At 42.7% G+C, this 17989-nt stretch carries 19 protein-coding genes and 1 tRNA gene; 13 read left to right on the top strand and 7 right to left on the bottom strand.

What is annotated here, in order from left to right; translation table 11 throughout:
* Nucleotides 1-64: 64 nt before the first annotated feature.
* From twy1 to MSWH1_RS17055, 7 genes are all read left to right on the top strand, one after another.
* A complete protein-coding gene (twy1, locus tag MSWH1_RS17090; RefSeq protein WP_048130091.1) occupies nt 65-1102 on the top strand; it encodes a 4-demethylwyosine synthase TYW1 in 1038 nt (345 codons plus the stop codon).
* A 750-nt stretch (nt 1103-1852) separates the two neighbouring features.
* Nucleotides 1853-3100, top strand: a complete 1248-nt coding sequence (gene prf1, locus MSWH1_RS17080; RefSeq protein ID WP_048130089.1) for a peptide chain release factor aRF-1 — start codon at nt 1853-1855, stop codon at nt 3098-3100.
* A gap of 224 nt (nt 3101-3324) precedes the next feature.
* Nucleotides 3325-5034 (top strand): arginine--tRNA ligase, encoded by a 1710-nt coding sequence (gene argS / locus MSWH1_RS17075; RefSeq protein WP_048130088.1) that lies wholly within the window; start codon nt 3325-3327, stop codon nt 5032-5034.
* A 155-nt stretch (nt 5035-5189) separates the two neighbouring features.
* Entirely contained in the window at nt 5190-5594 is a 405-nt protein-coding gene (locus tag MSWH1_RS17070; protein ID WP_048130087.1) for a hypothetical protein, read from the top strand.
* Nucleotides 5560-6036, top strand: a complete 477-nt coding sequence (locus MSWH1_RS17065; protein WP_255350474.1) for an ATP-binding protein — start codon at nt 5560-5562, stop codon at nt 6034-6036. The genes MSWH1_RS17070 and MSWH1_RS17065 overlap by 35 nt, the downstream gene beginning before the upstream one ends.
* 346 nt (nt 6037-6382) lie before the next feature.
* Nucleotides 6383-7426, top strand: coding sequence for a methionine synthase (locus MSWH1_RS17060; RefSeq protein ID WP_048130085.1), 1044 nt, complete (start codon nt 6383-6385; stop codon nt 7424-7426).
* Between the two features lie 115 nt (nt 7427-7541).
* Nucleotides 7542-8576 carry a methionine synthase gene (locus tag MSWH1_RS17055; RefSeq protein ID WP_048130084.1) on the top strand — a complete coding sequence of 345 codons (1035 nt, stop codon included), beginning with the start codon at nt 7542-7544 and terminating at the stop codon, nt 8574-8576.
* A gap of 297 nt (nt 8577-8873) precedes the next feature.
* Here MSWH1_RS17055 and MSWH1_RS17050 read toward each other — a convergent pair whose 3' ends face one another.
* Nucleotides 8874-9044: a CopG family transcriptional regulator gene (locus MSWH1_RS17050; RefSeq protein WP_048128601.1), complete on the bottom strand. Its 171-nt coding sequence runs from the start codon at nt 9042-9044 to the stop codon at nt 8874-8876.
* A gap of 498 nt (nt 9045-9542) precedes the next feature.
* Nucleotides 9543-9616 (bottom strand) — tRNA-Lys (locus MSWH1_RS17045).
* A gap of 402 nt (nt 9617-10018) precedes the next feature.
* Between MSWH1_RS17045 and MSWH1_RS17040 the strand changes: the two genes are divergently transcribed.
* From MSWH1_RS17040 to MSWH1_RS17015, 5 genes are all read left to right on the top strand, one after another.
* Nucleotides 10019-10225: a TRAM domain-containing protein gene (locus MSWH1_RS17040; protein WP_048130083.1), complete on the top strand. Its 207-nt coding sequence runs from the start codon at nt 10019-10021 to the stop codon at nt 10223-10225.
* Between the two features lie 68 nt (nt 10226-10293).
* Entirely contained in the window at nt 10294-10500 is a 207-nt protein-coding gene (locus MSWH1_RS17035) for a TRAM domain-containing protein (protein WP_048130082.1), read from the top strand.
* Between the two features lie 65 nt (nt 10501-10565).
* The gene (locus MSWH1_RS17030; protein WP_011033303.1) at nt 10566-10772 is read left to right on the top strand and encodes a TRAM domain-containing protein; all 207 of its coding nucleotides are present in this window, start codon (nt 10566-10568) and stop codon (nt 10770-10772) included.
* Between the two features lie 61 nt (nt 10773-10833).
* Nucleotides 10834-11040 (top strand): TRAM domain-containing protein, encoded by a 207-nt coding sequence (locus MSWH1_RS17025; protein ID WP_048130081.1) that lies wholly within the window; start codon nt 10834-10836, stop codon nt 11038-11040.
* 383 nt (nt 11041-11423) lie between these two features.
* Nucleotides 11424-11849 (top strand): polymer-forming cytoskeletal protein, encoded by a 426-nt coding sequence (locus MSWH1_RS17015; protein WP_048130079.1) that lies wholly within the window; start codon nt 11424-11426, stop codon nt 11847-11849.
* Here MSWH1_RS17015 and MSWH1_RS17010 read toward each other — a convergent pair.
* From MSWH1_RS17010 to MSWH1_RS16995, 4 genes are all read right to left on the bottom strand, one after another.
* Nucleotides 11817-12182 carry a hypothetical protein gene (locus MSWH1_RS17010; protein ID WP_156148230.1) on the bottom strand — a complete coding sequence of 122 codons (366 nt, stop codon included), beginning with the start codon at nt 12180-12182 and terminating at the stop codon, nt 11817-11819. The two genes, MSWH1_RS17015 and MSWH1_RS17010, sit on opposite strands and share 33 nt — an antisense overlap.
* A complete protein-coding gene (locus MSWH1_RS17005; protein WP_048130077.1) occupies nt 12142-12906 on the bottom strand; it encodes an ABC transporter ATP-binding protein in 765 nt (254 codons plus the stop codon). Before MSWH1_RS17005 ends, MSWH1_RS17010 begins: the two co-directional genes overlap by 41 nt.
* A 1-nt stretch (nt 12907) precedes the next feature.
* On the bottom strand, nt 12908-13696 hold the full coding sequence (locus tag MSWH1_RS17000) for an ABC transporter permease (RefSeq protein ID WP_048130747.1): 789 nt from the start codon (nt 13694-13696) through the stop codon (nt 12908-12910).
* 134 nt (nt 13697-13830) lie between these two features.
* Nucleotides 13831-14847, bottom strand: a complete 1017-nt coding sequence (locus MSWH1_RS16995; RefSeq protein ID WP_048130076.1) for an ABC transporter substrate-binding protein — start codon at nt 14845-14847, stop codon at nt 13831-13833.
* Between the two features lie 407 nt (nt 14848-15254).
* Here MSWH1_RS16995 and MSWH1_RS16990 point away from each other — a divergent pair, with 407 nt between their 5' ends.
* Nucleotides 15255-15776 (top strand): helix-turn-helix domain-containing protein, encoded by a 522-nt coding sequence (locus MSWH1_RS16990; protein WP_048130075.1) that lies wholly within the window; start codon nt 15255-15257, stop codon nt 15774-15776.
* A 166-nt stretch (nt 15777-15942) separates the two neighbouring features.
* Here the strand turns inward: MSWH1_RS16990 and MSWH1_RS20425 are convergent, their stop codons facing one another.
* Nucleotides 15943-17988 carry an S-layer protein domain-containing protein gene (locus MSWH1_RS20425; RefSeq protein WP_231591976.1) on the bottom strand — a complete coding sequence of 682 codons (2046 nt, stop codon included), beginning with the start codon at nt 17986-17988 and terminating at the stop codon, nt 15943-15945.
* Nucleotide 17989 lies beyond the last annotated feature (1 nt).

Here is a 17989-nt window from a genome sequence, read left to right as displayed (position 1 = left end):
GATGAAGTTCTCTAAAATTATTTTCCGATCCTTATATATACCACAAAGGTTTAATATCTGGAAAATGTCGCTTGAAGAAAGAAAGGAAGAAAAAGAAGGTTCCGGAGAAAGCTTTCCGGAAATTCAGGAAGAAAATCGGGATGAAGAGCAGACCTCTCTTCCCTTTGATATCCCTGATTTTGCAACCCTTCTTAAAAAGCAGGGCTATGCCCTCGCAGGTCGCCATTCAGCAGTAAAGACCTGTCTCTGGCTCAGGAAAGCCATGAACGATGAAGGTTTTTGCTACAAATCGAAGTTTTATGGTGTCCAGTCCCATCGCTGCCTTCAGATGACTCCTACTCTCATGTGCAACCAGCGATGCCTTTTCTGCTGGCGTCCGACTGAGGTTCCGGTCCCTGCACCCGGAGAATGGGATTCTCCTGAGAAAATAGTTGAGGAAAGCATCGCCTGCCAGCGTAAATTGATCACAGGGTTCGGCGGCTCTCCAAATGCACTCAGGGAACGCTGGCTTGAAGGCAATGAACCGAATAACGTTGCAATCTCCCTGTCTGGAGAGCCGACCTTTTACCCTTACCTTCCTGAACTTATTGAAGAATATGAAAAGAGAGGTTTTACTACCTTTCTGGTTACGAACGGAACTGTCCCTTCAATGTTTGCAAAGGTCAGCCCTTCCCAGTTATACATGAGTCTCGATGCTCCGGACCTCGAGACCTACCTCAGAGTCTGCCAGCCAAAATCCCCTTCACTCTGGGACAGGATCAACGAGTCTCTGGATATTATGAAAGATAAATGCTCAAGAACGGTCATCAGGATTACACTGGTCAAGGGCAAAAATATGTTCAATCCGGAAGGTTACGCTGAACTAATTAAAAGAGCCTCCCCGGATTTTGTGGAAATAAAGGCTTACATGCACCTTGGCTTTTCACGCCTTCGTCTAGACCGCTCTGCCATGCCGACCCACGCAGAGGTACTGGAGTTTTCGAAAGAGCTTGTAAAGCACCTGGGGTATGAAATCGTAGATGAGTCCGAAATTAGCAGGGTTGTCCTGCTCTCAAAGGACGGGAAAAAATCTCCCGTAAAAAAGGTTTCCTGCTTGGATTAAACCTTTATCAGCTAATCTTTTTTATCAGCTTTTTTCATCTAACTTTTTTATTTTCAATTCTCACTTTGATTCTTACTTATCTAATTAGTTCTCCTTTTTCTGGCTTTCTCTATCTCTTTTCTATCTGGAAGTGAATTCTAAAGCAGGAGATCAGTGTACAGTAACTCTTTTATAGCTGCATAAATCTATAAAATAGATCGGGGGATAGAAACAAATATAAACCTAAGTTTCAATTAGAGTATCATCCCACAGGGGTTAATTCAATATTAAATTAAATCAAATCGTTAATTATCAAATTATCATATACAGTTTGAGTAAGATTATGTCTCATATCTAGTGCGATCAAAAGAATGCGAAACCTGGCAGGTTTATGCAGCATAAATGCAAGCTTTAGCGGCTTGTTGAGATGCCGGCTTTTGAAGGGTGTATTTTTCACTCTCAGGTTCTTCGTTTTCCAGGCGGTTTTTGTACCCGGATTTCGGGTGAGACAGGAACTCACTGTGTGATTTATCCTCATCGAATCCTCCGGTTATCCGTTGTATACCAACCGACGTGCTAAACGAATCCGAAATGCTAAACGAATATTACACTGAATAACTAAATTTATTATGATGCCGGACTTTATAACTTTCCAATAGAAATCACCGGTTTCAATAGAAGTTTCATAATTTCGAGTTAATCAGAATAAACTAAACTGAATAATTCCTAACTCACGAATCTTACTACTTTATTCATCGGGGAAATTTTAAAATGACTGAACAATCCGCACACGAAAAGTATGAATTTAAAAAGAAGCTTGAAGGTCTCAGGAATAAGAGAGGAAGGAGCACGGAGCTTATTTCTCTTTATATTCCTGCTGACAAGCAGATTTTCGATGTTACAAACCAGTTAAAAGACGAGCACGGACAGGCTGCAAACATCAAGTCCAAGCTTACGAGGACGAATGTGCAGGGAGCAATTGAGTCTCTGCTTTCAAGGCTAAGATACCTGGACAAAGTACCTGAGAATGGGGTAGTGTACTTTACAGGAGCTGTGGATATCGGAGCCAACAAGACAAATATGGAAAGCGAGGTAATTGTTCCTCCTGACCCCATAACTGTCTACAAATACCACTGTGACTCATCTTTCTACCTTGAGCCTCTTGAGGATATGCTCAAAGATAAGAACACCTACGGGCTTCTGGTTCTTGACCGCAGGGAAGCAACTGTAGGGCTTCTGGTCGGAAAACGAATCCAGGCTTTCCGCAACTTGACCTCAACGGTTCCCGGAAAGCAAAGGAAAGGTGGTCAGAGTGCTCATCGTTTCCAGCAGCTCAGGCTCATTGCAATTCATGAGTTCTACAAGAGGATAGGAGATGCTGCAAGTGAGATTTTCATGGGTGTAGACCATAAAGATCTCAAAGGCGTCCTGATAGGGGGTCCTTCACCGACAAAGGAAGAGTTCTATGCAGGTGATTTCCTGCACCACGAGCTCCTGAAAAAAATTATTGGGCTCTTTGATACGGCATATACCGACGAGTCCGGGCTTTCAGAACTTGTTAATGCTGCAGGGGAAAAGCTCCAGGACCTTGAGCTCACGGGACAGAAGAATGCCGTCAGATCCTTTTTCAAAGAACTGATTTCCGATTCGGGTAAGGTAGCTTATGGAGAAGCCCAGGTCAGGGCAAACCTCGAGATCAATTCAGTGGATGTGCTCCTGCTTTCCGAAGACCTGCGTGCAGAAAGGGTAACTACGAAATGTAGTGTCTGTGAATACGAAAATAAGTGGACACGGCGCTGGAAGCCTGGAGAACCTGCTCCCACAGCCGGAAATTGCCCTAAATGTGGTTCTTCTCTTGAGGTTACGGACGTTACAGATGTCGTGGATGAATTCTCAGAGCTTGCCGACAAGAGTAATGCAAAGGTATTCTTCGTATCCACCGACTTTGATGAAGGTTCCCAGCTTATGAATGCTTTTGGAGGCATAGCTGCAATCCTCAGGTACAACACTGGGATTTGATCTCACTAAGGGGCAAGATCCTCTTCTAAGTGATTTTCACCCAATACTTTTTTAATTAAATTGTCCTTAGATCAGTGGATCAGAAATTGGTAAATTAAAGTCTATCACATCAATCAGATCAGAAGATTAGAAGTTGACAGATTATTTGACAGATTAAATCTATCACATGAGGATTACATTAAGGATTTTTAGTTTTTTACGGTGATTTATATAGGTGATTTATCTTGTTCCTGGAACTCAAAGCTCAGGCTACATCAATCTTAAAAGAAGCTATCCGAAAGGTCGGGTTTGAGGTTGAGGATTCTGAACTTCAATTCGAAACCTCTTCCCATGCTGACCTTGCGAGCAGAGCCGCCTTCAGGCTTGCAGGCATTCACAAGCAAAACCCAAAAGATCTTGCATCCCGTATCGTTTCTGCAATTGAAATTCCTGAAGACTCATATATAGGAGAAGTAAGTGCCGCAGGTCCTTACATTAACTTCTTTGCAGGCAGGCACTACCTGGACAGAACCGTAAATGCGGTCCGGGTAGAAAAAGAAAAATTTGGCTGTGGGGCACCAAAGGACAGAATTCTCCTTGAGCACACTTCGGCAAACCCGAATGGTCCTCTTCATGTAGGACATATCCGCAACTCGATTATAGGAGATACTCTTGCCCGCATCCTCAGGCGCGCAGGATACGATGTCGAGGTCCAGTACTATGTTAACGATATGGGGCGCCAGATTGCAGTGGTCTCCTGGGCTTGCGAACGCTTTGAACTTGACCTTTCCAGAAAGTCTGATGCTGCAATTGCTGACGTGTATATCAAAGCCAATGCCAAATTGGACAAAAACCCTGAGGATGTAAAGGAAATCGATGCCCTTATGGAAAATATTGAAGCCGGGGATGTCAGGACTATTGAACGTTTTGATAAGGCAGTTTCCCTGGCTGTTGCCGGGATTAAGGAAACTCTCCTCCGCTTAAATGTTGTTCATGATAAATTCGTAAGTGAGTCGCTTTTCCTCAAATCCGGGGCAGTACACGATATAGTCGAGCGCATCAAGGCTACCGGCAGGACAAAGATGGATAAAGGAGCCCTTGTGGTTGACCTTTCTGATTACGGGTTTAAAAAGACCCTTGTTATCCAGCGCTCAAACGGCACCTCTCTCTACACAACCCGCGACCTTGCCTACCACGAATGGAAAGCCGGGCAGGCAGACCGAATAATCGACGTTTTCGGAGCCGACCACAAACTTATTTCCGGCCAACTCAGGGCTACACTGAATTCTATAGGAATCAAGGAACCTGAGGTCGTTATTTTTGAGTTTGTCTCTCTCCCTGAAGGCTCAATGAGCACTCGCCGCGGTCAGTTCATAAGTGCAGATGACCTCTTTGACAGGGTTACTGAAGCTGCCTTCGAGCAGGTTGAAACTCGTCGCCCCGAAACCTCAGCCGAGTTCAAGAAGCAGGTTGCAGAAATGGTCGGAATAGGGGCAGTAAGATACGATATAGTTAGGGTCTCCCCCGAAAAATCCACAGTTTTCAACTGGAAAGAAGCTCTGGATTTTGAGAAACAGGGTGCTCCCTATATCCAGTATTCCCATGCCCGTGCCTGCAGCATCCTTGAGAAAGCAAAAGAGGAAGCAGCCTGGGACTCTTCCATGGAAATAGACCCCTCTCTTCTTGTCGAGGACAGCGAAATCGATCTCATCAAGAAAATGGCAATGTTTGACAGTGTAATCGACTTTGGAGCCCGCGAACTCAAGCCTCACGTCCTTGCTATCTATGCCCGCGAACTTGCCGACGCATTTAACCAGTTCTACCGTTTTGTCCCGGTTATCGCAGCCGAGGATGAGAAGGTCAGGGCTTCAAGGCTTGCCCTTGTGGACTGTGCAAAGATTGTCCTTGCAAACTCTCTTGATACCCTTGGAATAGGTGCTCCGGAATCAATGTGAAAAACGATAAAAGCAGATGTAATGAAGATATAACAGAAACAGGAAAAAAGGAAAATAGTAATGAAAATATTCTATTTCCTTCCATCTTTAGAAAAATATAAGATCTTTTATAGCAAACTGATAGTATTCAACAAAATACCATTGCAGCGATAAGTATGATCACAATAAATGAAGCTTTTCGGACATTCTTGAGTGAACAGGAAGCCTGTTTAAAGCCTGATGTCTTCATGGACTGTGAAGATGTGATTCTTCTTTACGAGGAATTCTTGGAACTCAGTGCGGAGGATTACCTGTCAGATGAAGACAGGGCTCTTTGTACCGCCCTGCCTGAAGACAAAAATTACTTTGATGTTTTTGGTCCCGAACATCTCAGTCCCGCCGGAATTAAGGATTTCCTTGATGACTACGTGGTTGAGGTAGGAGGAGGTAAAAAATTCATCGGGACAGCTGCAAAAGTTCTCCAGAGCTTTTTTGAATGGACCCTGGAAAAGGGTTACATTGAGGAAAAAGCTTTTGAGGCAAATAGTGAAGTCCTCGCGAAGTACAGGAAGAGGCATTGATTACTTTAATTTTTACACTACTTTTTCTTTAATATATTTTAAAGTATTCTTCAGGAGTACTGTGACCGTTATTTCAGTAAAAAAAGCTTTTTTCGTGCTCTGCGGTTCTTCTATTGTCATGATGGAATCTCTGCTCGGATATAAATCTCCTCTTTACGGCAGGAGGACAGAACAGATCCTGCTTGAGCCCCTGAAGTTCAGGGAGGTCTGTGAGTTTTTTCCACAGCTGAAGGCGGAGGAGAAGGTCCTTACTTATGCGGTGCTGGGAGGAACACCTGCGTATCTTTTGGAATTTGATTACAGAAAACCCCTTCTGGAAAACATAAAGGGTCGAATTTTGCAAAAGAATACTTTTCTTTATCATGATACGATGTTCGTGCTCCAGCAGGAGTTCACCGAGCCCAGGATATATTACTCGATCAGATATATTACTCGATCATAAATTCCGTTGCAAAGGGAAATACCAGGTTGGGAGAGATAATGAACGATAAAGAGCTTGAGAAGGGCAGGATTACGAAATACCTGAGTGTCTTAAAAGAACTCCACATCATCGAGAGGCGAAATAAATATTCAGACAGCCTCTAAGGGTGTAATACATATCTATTTTAGATCAGTTAATGCCTTGTCAATCTATTTATTCCCCAATAAAGCCTTACTTTATTTAAGATACCTCAGCATCTATTCTTTAATCAAAAAAATTTCAGTATCTTCAGCATCGATCACTTTTTAATTTATTACCCGGGGTAATTCCAATACTTATAATACCCGATCTGTCTTACATAGCACATATGCAGGATATCACTTTTATCGACGGAGGCAGCCTTCCCACACCCGAGGGTCTCACCAGGGAATGGGTGAAAGCTGCAGCTGAAAACCGGGACGAGGATGAAAAACTTTTTTCTCTGGTAAGGGAGACTTTCCAGAGAAAAATCGATATTGGAGTACACGTTCCTACTTATCCGCAGTTCAGGGATATGATCGGACAGTTTCTGGAAATAATCAAAGATGAAAAGAACTGTTATGAGCCTTATGTGGTCAAAGAGGAAAACGCAAAAATTCTTGAGCTGGAGATTATTGACGAGGTTGCAAAGCAATACAGGAAAGAAACAGGAGAGACCCTGGGAGTGAGGGTTTGCGTTGCCGGTCCTACGGACCTGTACCTTCAGGCTTTCGGAGCTACTGCTTTTTCAGATGCATACCATGTCATGGCACTGGATATCGAGAATTTCATCAAGCAGGCATTTAAAGTTGCGAAAAATTTCAAAATCAGAGTTATTTCTCTTGACGAACCCAGTCTTGGAATGAATGACAGAATCCAGTTTTCTGACTCTGATATCATCTCTACCCTTACTCTGGCTTCTACCTACGCGCGAAAACAGGGGGCAGATATGGAGATCCATCTGCACTCTCCATTAAAGTATAAACTTGTTTGTGAGACCCCTATCAATGTTATTGGGTTTGAGTATGCTGCAACTCCCTCTTACATAGACCTCATGGATAAAAAAGTCCTGGAAGACTCGAATACTTACATAAGGCTTGGGGTCTCGAGGACTGATATTTCCAGCCTTATCGGTATGGTTAACGAGACCTATGGGGTCAATGCCTGGAAGGAAAAAGAGTACATGCAAAAAATTATTACTGATATGGAAACGCCTGAAATCATTAAAAAGCGGCTTGAAAAAGCTTCTTACATTCTCGGGGACCGTATCAAATATGCAAGTCCGGACTGTGGGCTGGCATATTGGCCGGATCAGGAACTTGCTTTCAGGCTGCTTGAGAATACGGCAAAAGGCATCAATACATTTAATGCAGAAATGAAAAGTCAGGAGTAACTTGGGGAAACGATGGGAGACGTGCGAGAAAATTCTCCAAGTTTTCTTCTCTACTTTTTTATAATTTTACTGTCTTCCCAATAATGATAAATTCTTAAAGGTATACTAAGAGAGCATGCAAGAAATCATTTTTGACGATATCGGAAGCTATCCCTTACCCGAAGGAGTCAGTAAAGAATGGGTGCAAAACGCCTTTAAAACGAGAACAGAAGATGAGAAACTCTTTACGGTAATCAATGATGCTTTTCAGCAGAAAATAGATGCAGGTGTAGAGGTCCCCACTTATCCTCAGTACCAGGACATGAATGAACAATTCCTGAAGGTTATCCGGGACTCTGACTGCACTGAAAGCCCCTTTGAGGTAAAACTGGAGTGCGCAAGGATTGAAGAGCTTGAGGCTATAGAAACGGTTGCAAAAGCCTATAAAGAAAAATTCGGGGAAACTTTAAAGGTCCGGATCTGTGTAACCGGCCCAACTGAACTTTACCTGAAGGAATTTGGGGGTACACAGTATACGGACATATATTCTCTTTTTGCAAAAAGTGTAAACAAATTCGTCCGGAACTCAATGAAATCTGCAAAACATTTCAAGATTACAACAGTTTCTATTGACGAGCCAAGCATAGGGCTGAACCCTGAACTTTCATTTGATGAGAACGATATCATCTCTGCCCTAACCGAAGCTTCCAGGGCAGCGAGTAAGTGGGGGGCTGATGTGGAAATTCATCTTCATTCTGCCCTTTACTATAATTTTGCCTGCCAGACTCCTACAATCAATGTGATAGGGGTGGAGTCTGCGGGCACGCCTTCCTATCTGGAGCTTATTGACAAAAAAATGCTTGAAGACACGGATTCTTTCCTGAGGCTCGGAATTGCAAGAACAGATATCTACTCCCTGGCAGGAGTCCTGAACGAGAAATACTCTACCAACATCTGGAAGGATCAGCAGTATCTTCCTGAAATCGTTACGCAACTGGAAACCCCGGCTGTCATTGCAAAAAGGCTGAAGCTAGCATACAGGCGGTTTGGCAGCTTGATTAAGTATGTGGGTCCTGACTGCGGTCTGGGTGCTTGGCCCAACCAGAAGATAACTTTTATTCTGCTTTCGAACGTTGCGCAGGGTATTAGGGATTTCAGGGAAAGTTGTTAACCCTTAAACCATTTTTTTAATGATTCAACCAGAAATTTCAACCCTGGATATTTAGAAAATTCTCTTAACTATATCCAGGTCAACCCCCATTTTTATCTCCAGTAGAAACTCTGCTGGGCAGTGAAAACTCACTATATTAGTCCTCTGATATCAAAACACAGTAGAAATAAAGGGGTGGTCTTTTCCGGTGGTTTTCCGGTTTGATAAGGTTTCTGGTTAAATTTATGTTTTTATCATGTTTTTTCATACTTTTCTGTCTTTTGAAGCTTATGAATTTGTTCATTAACCAACAGTGGTTTACTCATTAAGCCTTCCACGCCTTCTATCTATGTCGTCCATCATGTCCAGCATTTTACGAATGGAAGTTCGGATAGCATCAGACTGGCTGACGAATTTTTTGTTATCTCCCACATGCCTGTTGAGGTCATCAAGGAGCTCCTGAGGGATTTCAACACTTACTTTTGGCATCAGGGTTGCACTCCAATGTTTTTCTTTTTTGATTTCGAATTTTGTCTTTTCTGGTTGATAACTTCTTTCTTCAACTCATATTTCTCTCTTTCAGATCCGGTGGGTTCTTTTAAAGTCGCCTAGGAGCTGTTAGAGCTGTACAATGCTTAGGAGAGCATAGGGATAAGGTTTTTCATCAGATGCTGCTTAAAACCTCAGAAATACTCCTTAGGTGAGTTATCTGAATAACCTGAGGTGAGATAGGTGAAATTAAAGAGTCAGATAAGGGTTTGAAAACGTTTTTGAAAAGGATTTTGGGTTTGAAAACGTTTTTGAAAAGGATTTTGGGTTTGAAAACGGTTTTTGAAAAGGATTTTGGGTTTGAAAACGTTTTTGAAAAGGATTTTGGGTTTGAAAACGGTTTTGAAAAGGATTTTGGGTTTGAAAACGGTTTTTGAAAAGGATTTTTGAAATTGATATAACGCTAAAGAGGCTGTAAAAAGAGATTAATGAGATCAGCGGGCTCGAAGGGATTTGAACCCCCGGCCTATGGATTAAGAGTCCATCGCTCTGCCTGACTAAGCTACGAGCCCACGCATTGTAATTCTCATTCAATGAGCGACTCTCACAATGTATTTTCAAATATTTATAGGTTGCGCCCACGAAGGCACTTAATATAGTTTTTCAGAATCTAAATTTGAAGTAAAAATCCTGAATTCTGGAAATTGAGTTTCAGGTCATTTCTTAACTTCTTTATTTTTCTTTTTTGGGTGCATTAAAGCAAAATATTATATACAAGCGGATATGAGTATGACCATCAATTGACTTATCTTAAGCTCTATTGGGGATTAGTTCACCGTAATAGATTAAGTAGAATGTGTACTTCCTGAATTTGGTTTTTCAAGTTTGGCTTGTTAAGTACTGTTTTTACTCTTTTCTGTTTTATCGATGGAGCTTTCATAAGTTGATTAATAGAAGTTAAAGGAATGAATCTAATGTTTAGAGAAGAACGTATTTCTGTGCCCGTTGAAGAGGGCGAAACTTACGACGTAACTATTCAGGATATTGCTCGCCAGGGAGACGGCATTGCCCGTATCGAAGGCTTTGTAGTTTTTGTCCCGAATACAAGTGTTGGCGACGAAGTCCAGATTAAGGTCGAAAGAGTACTTTCGAAATTTGCATTTGCAAGCGTTGTCGAGTAAGTTTGGGTTGAGAAATTAGTTAATTAAGTTAAGTTCTAATTAAAGTAAAAATTAAAGGAATGATTTTAATGTTCAGAGAAGAAAGTCGCTCAGTCCCTGTCGAAGAGGGCGAAGTTTATGATGTTACAATTCAGGATATCGCTCGCCAGGGAGACGGCATTGCTCGTATTGAGGGTTTTGTAGTCTTTGTCCCTAACACCAGTGTTGGTGACGAAGTCCAGATTAAGGTCGAAAGGGTTCTTCCCAAGTTTGCATTTGCAAGTGTTGTCGAGTAAGTGTGGGTAAGATAATCAATTTAATTAAACTAAAAATTAACTCAAGTAATTAAGGAATGGTTTTCATGTTCAGAGAAGAAAGTCGCTCAGTCCCTGTCGAAGAGGGCGAGGTTTACGATGTTACAATTCAGGATATTGCTCGTCAGGGAGACGGCATTGCTCGAATAGAGGGCTTTGTAATTTTTGTCCCGGGCACCAAGGTCGGCGATGAAGTTCGCATCAAGGTCGAAAGAGTACTTCCAAAATTTGCATTTGCAAGCGTTGTCGAGTAAATGCGGCCGGAAAAACTACTCGGTTACGCTAAATTTTACTAAATTAAAGGAATGATTTTTAATGTTCAGAGAAGAAAGTAGCCCTGTTCCTGTTGAAGAAGGCGAAGTCTACGATGTTACTATTCAAGATCTCGCCCGTCAGGGAGATGGCATTGCCCGCATAGATGGCTTTGTAATCTTTGTCCCGGGCACCAAGGTCGGCGATGAGGTCAGAATTAAAATCGAAAGGGTACTCCCCAAATACGGTTTTGCCAGCCTTGTTGAGTAAGCAGGACAGTTTAAAATAAGAAAACGGGACTGAAAAATCATAAATAAATCATTTTTCAGTCTTTCATTTTTCAGTCTTTCATTTTTCAGTCTTTTTACTGTTAATTTCAGATATTTTCACGAATTTCCGGTTTCTAGAATTTGCCGGAATCTCTTTTTTTTCAGTCTGGTTTTTTCTGGTTTAGTTCTTTTGTGTATACATTAGCCTTCACCAATCCTTTTGTTGAGGCTTCTGCTAGTGAACGTTCGATGCTATTATATAATAGATGTTCAATCATACTTTGAAATCCAATTGGCAAAGTTTTTACAGATACCTTAAAACCATTTGTTTGCGGCTTTCTTCTATCGATAGCAGGGGACAGTAACCTGGAGTGATTTATAGTGATGCGCTTTATCAAGTACCACCCCCGATCCAACACTTACGTGATTGAAAAAAGGGTTTTTCTTGAAGAGGACCTTATGCTGGATGGCAATGTTATTGTTGGGCAGGACGTGAAGTTCTGGAAAAGTCTTACCGTATCGGGCAGGCTTGAACTCGGGAAAGGTTCGATCATTCAGGGCAATGTAAAAGCCGAAAGTGCCCTTGTCTGTGCTGCAGCAAAAATTCTGGGAAGTATAGAAACGGTTTCCGAACTTGTTCTTCTTGATGGAGCAAGGGCAAATATTGCAACCTGTGAGGGGGACATCCGTGCAAGGCCTGGCTGCTATCTCGGTTCAGTGAAAGCGGGTGGTACTCTTGAGCTTGTGGGAAAGGTTGCCGTGAAAAGAGTAGAGCCGCTAACAAAAGTAATAATTCGTGCCGAACAATGATTTTCGGTTCTTTCGTGACTTATTTGCACTTTTTTCAGTAAATTCCTTCAGCAGCTTCCTCTTTAACAGCTTTCTCTTCAGCAGCTTCCTCTTTAACAGCTTCCTCTTTAACAGCTTCCTCTTCAGCAGCTTCCTCTTCAGCAGCTTCCTCTTCAGCAGCTTCCTCTTTAACAGCTTCCTCTTTAACAGCTTCCTCTTTTTTCCTTCAAGGGCTCCTTTCTTCGATAATTTCCTTTTTCTATAACTTCTCTTTCTATAACTTCTCTTTCTATAACTGCACTTTTTTAACAATTCATTTGCTGAACCGTTCCTCTTCCAAAAGTTTGAGGACATGATCCCTTAAACTGTTTACTTCCGGACTTGTGCGGCTTCGTGGGCGTGGGAGTTCTACTTTTACAATCTCCTTTATCCTTCCCGGTCTTGAAGTCATGACCACTATCCTGTCAGAGAGGACGACAGCTTCGTCCACGCTGTGCGTTACAAAAAGGAATGTTACATGTTTCTGTTCCCATATTTTCAGAAGTTCATCCTGGAGTACATTTCGAGTCTGGGCATCAAGGGCCCCGAAGGGTTCATCCATAAGGAGGACCTCCGGTTCGTTGGCAAGGGCTCTTGCAATGGCTGCTCTTTGCTGCATACCGCCTGAGAGCTCGTGAGGGTAGCTATTTTTGAACTGCCTCAGACCAACAAGTTCCAGGTGCTTTTCTACCTGTTTCCGGGCTTCGCTCTTTTTTATTCCCTGCATTTCCAGCCCAAAGGTGATGTTGTCTATAACGGTCCTCCAGGGAAAGAGGGAATACTGCTGGAAAACCATGCCTCTTTTGGGGTCAGGGCCTTTTATGGGGACTCCATTGAGTGTGATTTCTCCTGAGGTCATGGTCTCTAGTCCTGCAGCTATCCGGAGCAGCGTTGTTTTCCCACAGCCCGAAGGTCCGAGGAGGCAGATAAACTCTCCATCCTGTACATCAAAGCTTATATTATGCAAAGCTTCAGTCCCGGACTCATCTTCTTTTTTGGTGAAGACACGCGAAACGTTTTTTACACTTACTATACTCATTTTATACCACAGTCCCTGACTTCCATCTTAGCATTTTTTCATCCACGTAGTATCTGAAGAAGCGGTCTATTAGAAGACCTATGAACCCCAGCAGGAGCATATAGACGAGTACAAAGTCCATCTTGTGCAGGTAGTAATTGTGCCAGATCTGGTAGCCAAGCCCTCTGTTGCTGACTCCGAACATCTCCGCAGCTACAAGGCACATCCAGCCCACACCCATTGCAATCCTGATTCCTGCTGCAATTGAGGGCATGGCTGAGGGAATCGCAATATAGCGGATGAGGTCTATGTTCCGGTTACAACCGAGAACCTTTGCTGCTTCAACATAAACCCGTGGTACATTTTTGAAACCTGTATATGTATTGATGATAATAGGAAAGATCATTCCTGCAAACACAACAAAACCTGCTGCCTGATGGGTAAGCCCGAACCATACTATTGCAAAGGGGATCCAGGCAAGAGGGGGAATCGGACGCAGGATTTCTATTATAGGATCGAGTGCCCTGTTTGCTGCTTTGAACCATCCCATGACTATTCCCAGAGGAATTCCGAGGAGAAATGCAGCAGCAATGCCAATTGAAAAGTGAAGTAAACTTGTCAGGGTATCCGTATAAATTAGCCCGTTTTTGACAATCACGAAAAAAGCGATTACTACATCATAAAAACTCGGTAGAAGCAATTTGTTCTGTACGATCTTATCCGCTATAAGTTGCCATATGGCAACTATGAATATAAGAGATAATGCTTCAATGCCTTTTTCTTCAATTGTTTTTATGAAATTAATTTTCATGTTTATTAAAAGGATTCTTAGTTTTTTATCTTTCCGGCGTTTTCCCATTTTTTAGAACAAATTTGGGTTCAAACTGCCCCTTCTTGCAACCGGGGCAGTTGAACTGATTTAAAAATTTATTTTAACATTCTTTTTTATTCCTCTTTTATGGCTGCTTCGTAAAAGCTAGTGTCAAAAGTTTCTTCCTTTGTCAGAGGCTTCTGGATATACCCGAGTTCATACTGGATCCTGGCATATTCGAGAGTTGAGTTTTCAATCATTGCAGGGTCTGTAATCCAGGTTCCGTCCCATTCCTTAAGAGACAGCTTTACAGTTTCGATGTCCTGGGTGGTCTTGTTTGAAAAGATCTGAGCAGCTTCATCCAGGTTGGCCTTGTTGTATTCTGTTGCCTTAATATGGGTCTTTACAACCTGTTCCACGATATCGGGGTGTTCCCTGATCATTTTTCCACTTGCTATGAGCACACAGCAGGCATGGTTTGCCTGCATTTCTCCCGACGCCACAATGGAGCGCCCGTTGCCTTGACTTTCAATGGTTGCGGGGGCAGGGTGCGGCAGGAACACGGCTGCGACCTGTTTGGCTGATATGGCGGTAATAGCATCTCCCGGGCCCATTCCTATGATTGTTACGTCTTTTTCAGGGTCAAGTCCGTTTTGCTTGAGCCATTCCCTGAGGAGGGTGTCCTGGATTGTACCTGTAGGGAAGGTGGCAATTTTTAGCCCTTTTAAATCGGCAGGGCTGTTGTATTCGTATTCTGGTCTGAGGACAAGGTTTGAACCCTGGATCTGAACAGGGGCAATAATTTTTGCGTCAAGACCCTGGCTGAGGGCTGTAATCACAGGGGCTGCTCCAACATAGGCAATGTCCAGATCCCCAGCCATCATAGCCTGCATTTCGGGTGCGCCTGTAGGGAATTCGTAGTCTTTAATTTCCTTAATTTCATAAGGTGCAAGGTCTTCTACCCACCAACCTTTTTCCGCAGCTGTCATGTATGCCAGCTGATGGGTACTAGGTTGGTAGCCGATGTTCAGTTGAGTAATTGCAGGGGCTTCTTTAGTTACGTTTTCATCTGTATCTTCGGATACACAACCGGATACAAAGATCGATACGACCAGCAGTAAAGCAAGGATAAGTATGCTTGATTTTCTCAAAACTTCACCTCAATAATTGCCTCTTCTAACACTAATAACACTAATAGATTTCACCTGCTAAATAAGGTCTACTGGGATCGGGTTTTCTTCGGGAAAAACTGAAGGTTTTTACACCGCTTTTTTGTTGGCTTTTTACAAATTTGTTAAAAAAGCCATCTTTTCCCTTCCCCTCCTCCCGTTCTTTCATTTTTTGTTTGAAAGAACAATTCTCGTGAAAATAAATAGCAGTCTCTTACGCGTTAATATTCTTCGAAGTTTGCTATATATATTTTCTCAAATGCCTTTCCATTATATCCCAAATGTATTAATACCTCTGGAGATATTTCTCATTCAGGAACGAAACTCCTGTAAAACGTAAGTCCTTTCTACTCATTGAACATTTTTACAGGATCCGAGGTTGAATTTTAATGAACGTTGCAGATAAGGTCATAAAATCCGCATTCGAGTCCGATGAAGTGTTTCAAAAAACACTTTCTGCTGTAATTAAGGAGGACCTTAACCTGACTGCTGTGGATTTTGCGAAAAAAGCAAACATCCCCCCCAGTACCCTCTATAAGATCCTATCGGGTAACCGTGACCCTAACATCAAAACCCTCCGTCAGATTGTAAAAACGATCCGTGATATCAAGGAGTCAGATAGTGGAGAATTTATCGCTGTAATCGCAGCCCGATCGGTACTTGACAACATCGTGGAAACGAAGAAAAAAATCGCTGGCAGGCTGGTCACAATAAGGGAATATTCTGCGACCTCAATGGAAGAAGCCATAATCGCAGCCGTTAATGCTGAAAGGGATGGGGCAAAAGCCCTGGTTTGTGCTCCTATAGTAAGCCCGACAGTTGAAAAAATCCTGAACATTCCGGTCACAACCATTATCCCAAAAAGCAGCCTTGTAGACGCCATCGAACTTGCGCTCAAGAAGATGGAATGAAACATGTATAACTCGTTTTAATAGCATATCTCGAATAAACTGAAAGCTATTAATTTAAACTCTTTTTAAAAATAGAAAAAAACCCGCGTTTTTTAGTTAACGCGGGAATTTTAATTCGTTTTTGTTTGAATTTCCTGTTTTTTTAGTTTTTCTATTGCTTTTACTTTTACTTTTTCAGGTTTACCGACCTGATAAGTTCATCTATTTTTGCCTGCATGGTTGCCGCATTCCAGCCGCCTTTGGTAAACATGTAAGCAATCCCGCCGCCCAATAACAGGATAATAGTTATCAGGGCATAAAGCATCATAGAAGACTTTTCTTTTACCGTATAGGTGGCTTCCTGTCCTCCGACTTCGACAGTATAGGTTCCTGGTACCTCTTCACTGTGTACAAAGGTTACTGTCATGCTTTCTCCCACGTCAAGGGAAATCTTCTGTGAATCAACTGAACTTCCGTTCACAACCAGTTCAACATCGTATTCTCCTGCAGCATTACCCGTGTTTTCGGCATCAATAGTGATTGTTGCTTCCTTTTCGGCTCTGACCTCTATTGGGTCAATTACCAGGTTGGAGAACTCGAAGATAGCTTCATAGTCCTTCACATTGACTTCAACGCTCTTGTCAAGGAAGCCCTCTTGGGTAGCACTTATTTTTATTTTGCCGATCTCCTCTGCTGTGTACGTAAGCGTTCCGTTGGAGTCGGTTTCTCCAATAACTTTACCATCGATTGAGACGTTTGCACCTTCAATAGGGTCTCCTCCGATTGTTTTTAAGGCCCCGATGGTAATTGTATCTCCTACATACACTGTTTCAGGAGAGATATTGAGGCTCATCTTCTCTTTCGGAGGAATAACTTTTGCGTTCGTGTTTGCAGTGGTGTACCCATCCTTCTCTGCGGTTATCTTGAAGGTTCCTTCCTCTTCGGCAGTGTACTCAACAATCCCATCTTCATCGGTTTTGCCTGCGCTGACTTCATTGAAATTTACGGTGACGTCTTCTATCGATTCGTTACCTGCAGTAACCTCGATCTCAAAAGTGTCGCCTACAATTATCTCATCAGGCAAATTTATCTTGAGTGTCTTGCTGGCTCCACCTTCACTGTCGACTTCAACGAAGGGGTAGAACCTGAGTGTGTTATCATCAGCTGTCTTGAACTTGATGTCACCCATAATATCAATGGTGTCGTCATCACCAAGCCCGATGTCATCATCGTTCTTCATTGTGATGCCGCTTTCTGAGATGCTGGATATCTCCATCTCGTCGAAGGTATCTCCACTATTAATTTCAATGTAATCATCTGAGATCTGGAAGATTCCCTCTGTGAAGACAGCAGAGGTCTCAGCACCTGCAAAAACCGTGCCGAAATGGACAATAATTATAGGTACGTCTTCTGCTTCCCCTAATTCAGTTTTATATATGTAGTCCTGCCCAGAGGTAATGAAATCATCGTCCACCACATCTCCGTCTTTTTCAAGCTGGATCCAGACGGTTTCTCCATTAACATCGACTTCCAGGATGTTAAGAGAATAGCCTTCCTCAAGCACAAGGGCAGAACCCGAGTACATGGACTCTTTGTCATCGCTGTCTGTAAGGACTTTGGCAAGGACATTATCCGAAAGAACGCTCACATCTTCAATATCGCTGTTGTCGTTACCCTCGGGATATCCTGCAAAGTATTTTTCTGCCATGAACCCGACAACTGTGAAATTGCCCCACTCGTCATGTTCAAACTCAACAGGTTGGGGTTCGGATGTGTAGACCAGTTTTCCGTCGGGAATTTCCCGGTCATTTAATTCCTCGATTTTCAGCTGTTCGGTCCCTATTCCCTCATCTATGTTGTAATAGAAACCTTCAAAGTTGTAGGGTGTCCAGGTTGGAAGAGAGTCCCCGTCGACATCTTCATCGTAGACTGTTCCGCGCAGTTCGTAAGTTCCTTCTTCTGTGGTATCAAGGACCGGAGCAAAGCGCAGTGTGTTGTCATCAGCCACCTGAATCTGTATTTTACCCATAAGGTCGATTGTATCACCTTTATCAAGGCTTATATCGTCCTCATTCTTCATTTTTATTTCACTGCTGCTGAGGGATGTTACTTCCATTTCCCCGTAGGAGTCTCCATTTGAAAGTTCTATATAGTTGTCTGATATCTGGAAGAGGCCCTCTATGAAGACAGCCGAGGTCTCAGCGCCTGCAAAAACCGTGCCGAAATGGGCAATG

It is taken from the genome of Methanosarcina sp. WH1, assembly GCF_000970005.1.
Taxonomy (GTDB): Archaea; Halobacteriota; Methanosarcinia; order Methanosarcinales; family Methanosarcinaceae; genus Methanosarcina.
This window is presented reverse-complemented; position numbering and strand designations above follow the sequence as displayed.

What these genes read in the sequence shown, in the direction of transcription:
- twy1 (WP_048130091.1), top strand. Translation starts at nt 65, where the DNA reads ATGTCGCTTGAAGAAAGAAAGGAAGAAAAAGAAGGTTCCGGAGAAAGC.
- prf1 (WP_048130089.1), top strand. Translation starts at nt 1,853, where the DNA reads ATGACTGAACAATCCGCACACGAAAAGTATGAATTTAAAAAGAAGCTT.
- MSWH1_RS17070 (WP_048130087.1), top strand. Translation starts at nt 5,190, where the DNA reads ATGATCACAATAAATGAAGCTTTTCGGACATTCTTGAGTGAACAGGAA.
- MSWH1_RS17060 (WP_048130085.1), top strand. Translation starts at nt 6,383, where the DNA reads ATGCAGGATATCACTTTTATCGACGGAGGCAGCCTTCCCACACCCGAG.
- MSWH1_RS17055 (WP_048130084.1), top strand. Translation starts at nt 7,542, where the DNA reads ATGCAAGAAATCATTTTTGACGATATCGGAAGCTATCCCTTACCCGAA.
- MSWH1_RS17050 (WP_048128601.1), bottom strand. Translation starts at nt 9,044, where the DNA reads ATGCCAAAAGTAAGTGTTGAAATCCCTCAGGAGCTCCTTGATGACCTC.
- MSWH1_RS17040 (WP_048130083.1), top strand. Translation starts at nt 10,019, where the DNA reads ATGTTTAGAGAAGAACGTATTTCTGTGCCCGTTGAAGAGGGCGAAACT.
- MSWH1_RS17035 (WP_048130082.1), top strand. Translation starts at nt 10,294, where the DNA reads ATGTTCAGAGAAGAAAGTCGCTCAGTCCCTGTCGAAGAGGGCGAAGTT.
- MSWH1_RS17030 (WP_011033303.1), top strand. Translation starts at nt 10,566, where the DNA reads ATGTTCAGAGAAGAAAGTCGCTCAGTCCCTGTCGAAGAGGGCGAGGTT.
- MSWH1_RS17025 (WP_048130081.1), top strand. Translation starts at nt 10,834, where the DNA reads ATGTTCAGAGAAGAAAGTAGCCCTGTTCCTGTTGAAGAAGGCGAAGTC.
- MSWH1_RS17015 (WP_048130079.1), top strand. Translation starts at nt 11,424, where the DNA reads ATGCGCTTTATCAAGTACCACCCCCGATCCAACACTTACGTGATTGAA.
- MSWH1_RS17010 (WP_156148230.1), bottom strand. Translation starts at nt 12,182, where the DNA reads ATGTCCTCAAACTTTTGGAAGAGGAACGGTTCAGCAAATGAATTGTTA.
- MSWH1_RS17005 (WP_048130077.1), bottom strand. Translation starts at nt 12,906, where the DNA reads ATGAGTATAGTAAGTGTAAAAAACGTTTCGCGTGTCTTCACCAAAAAA.
- MSWH1_RS17000 (WP_048130747.1), bottom strand. Translation starts at nt 13,696, where the DNA reads ATGAAAATTAATTTCATAAAAACAATTGAAGAAAAAGGCATTGAAGCA.
- MSWH1_RS16990 (WP_048130075.1), top strand. Translation starts at nt 15,255, where the DNA reads ATGAACGTTGCAGATAAGGTCATAAAATCCGCATTCGAGTCCGATGAA.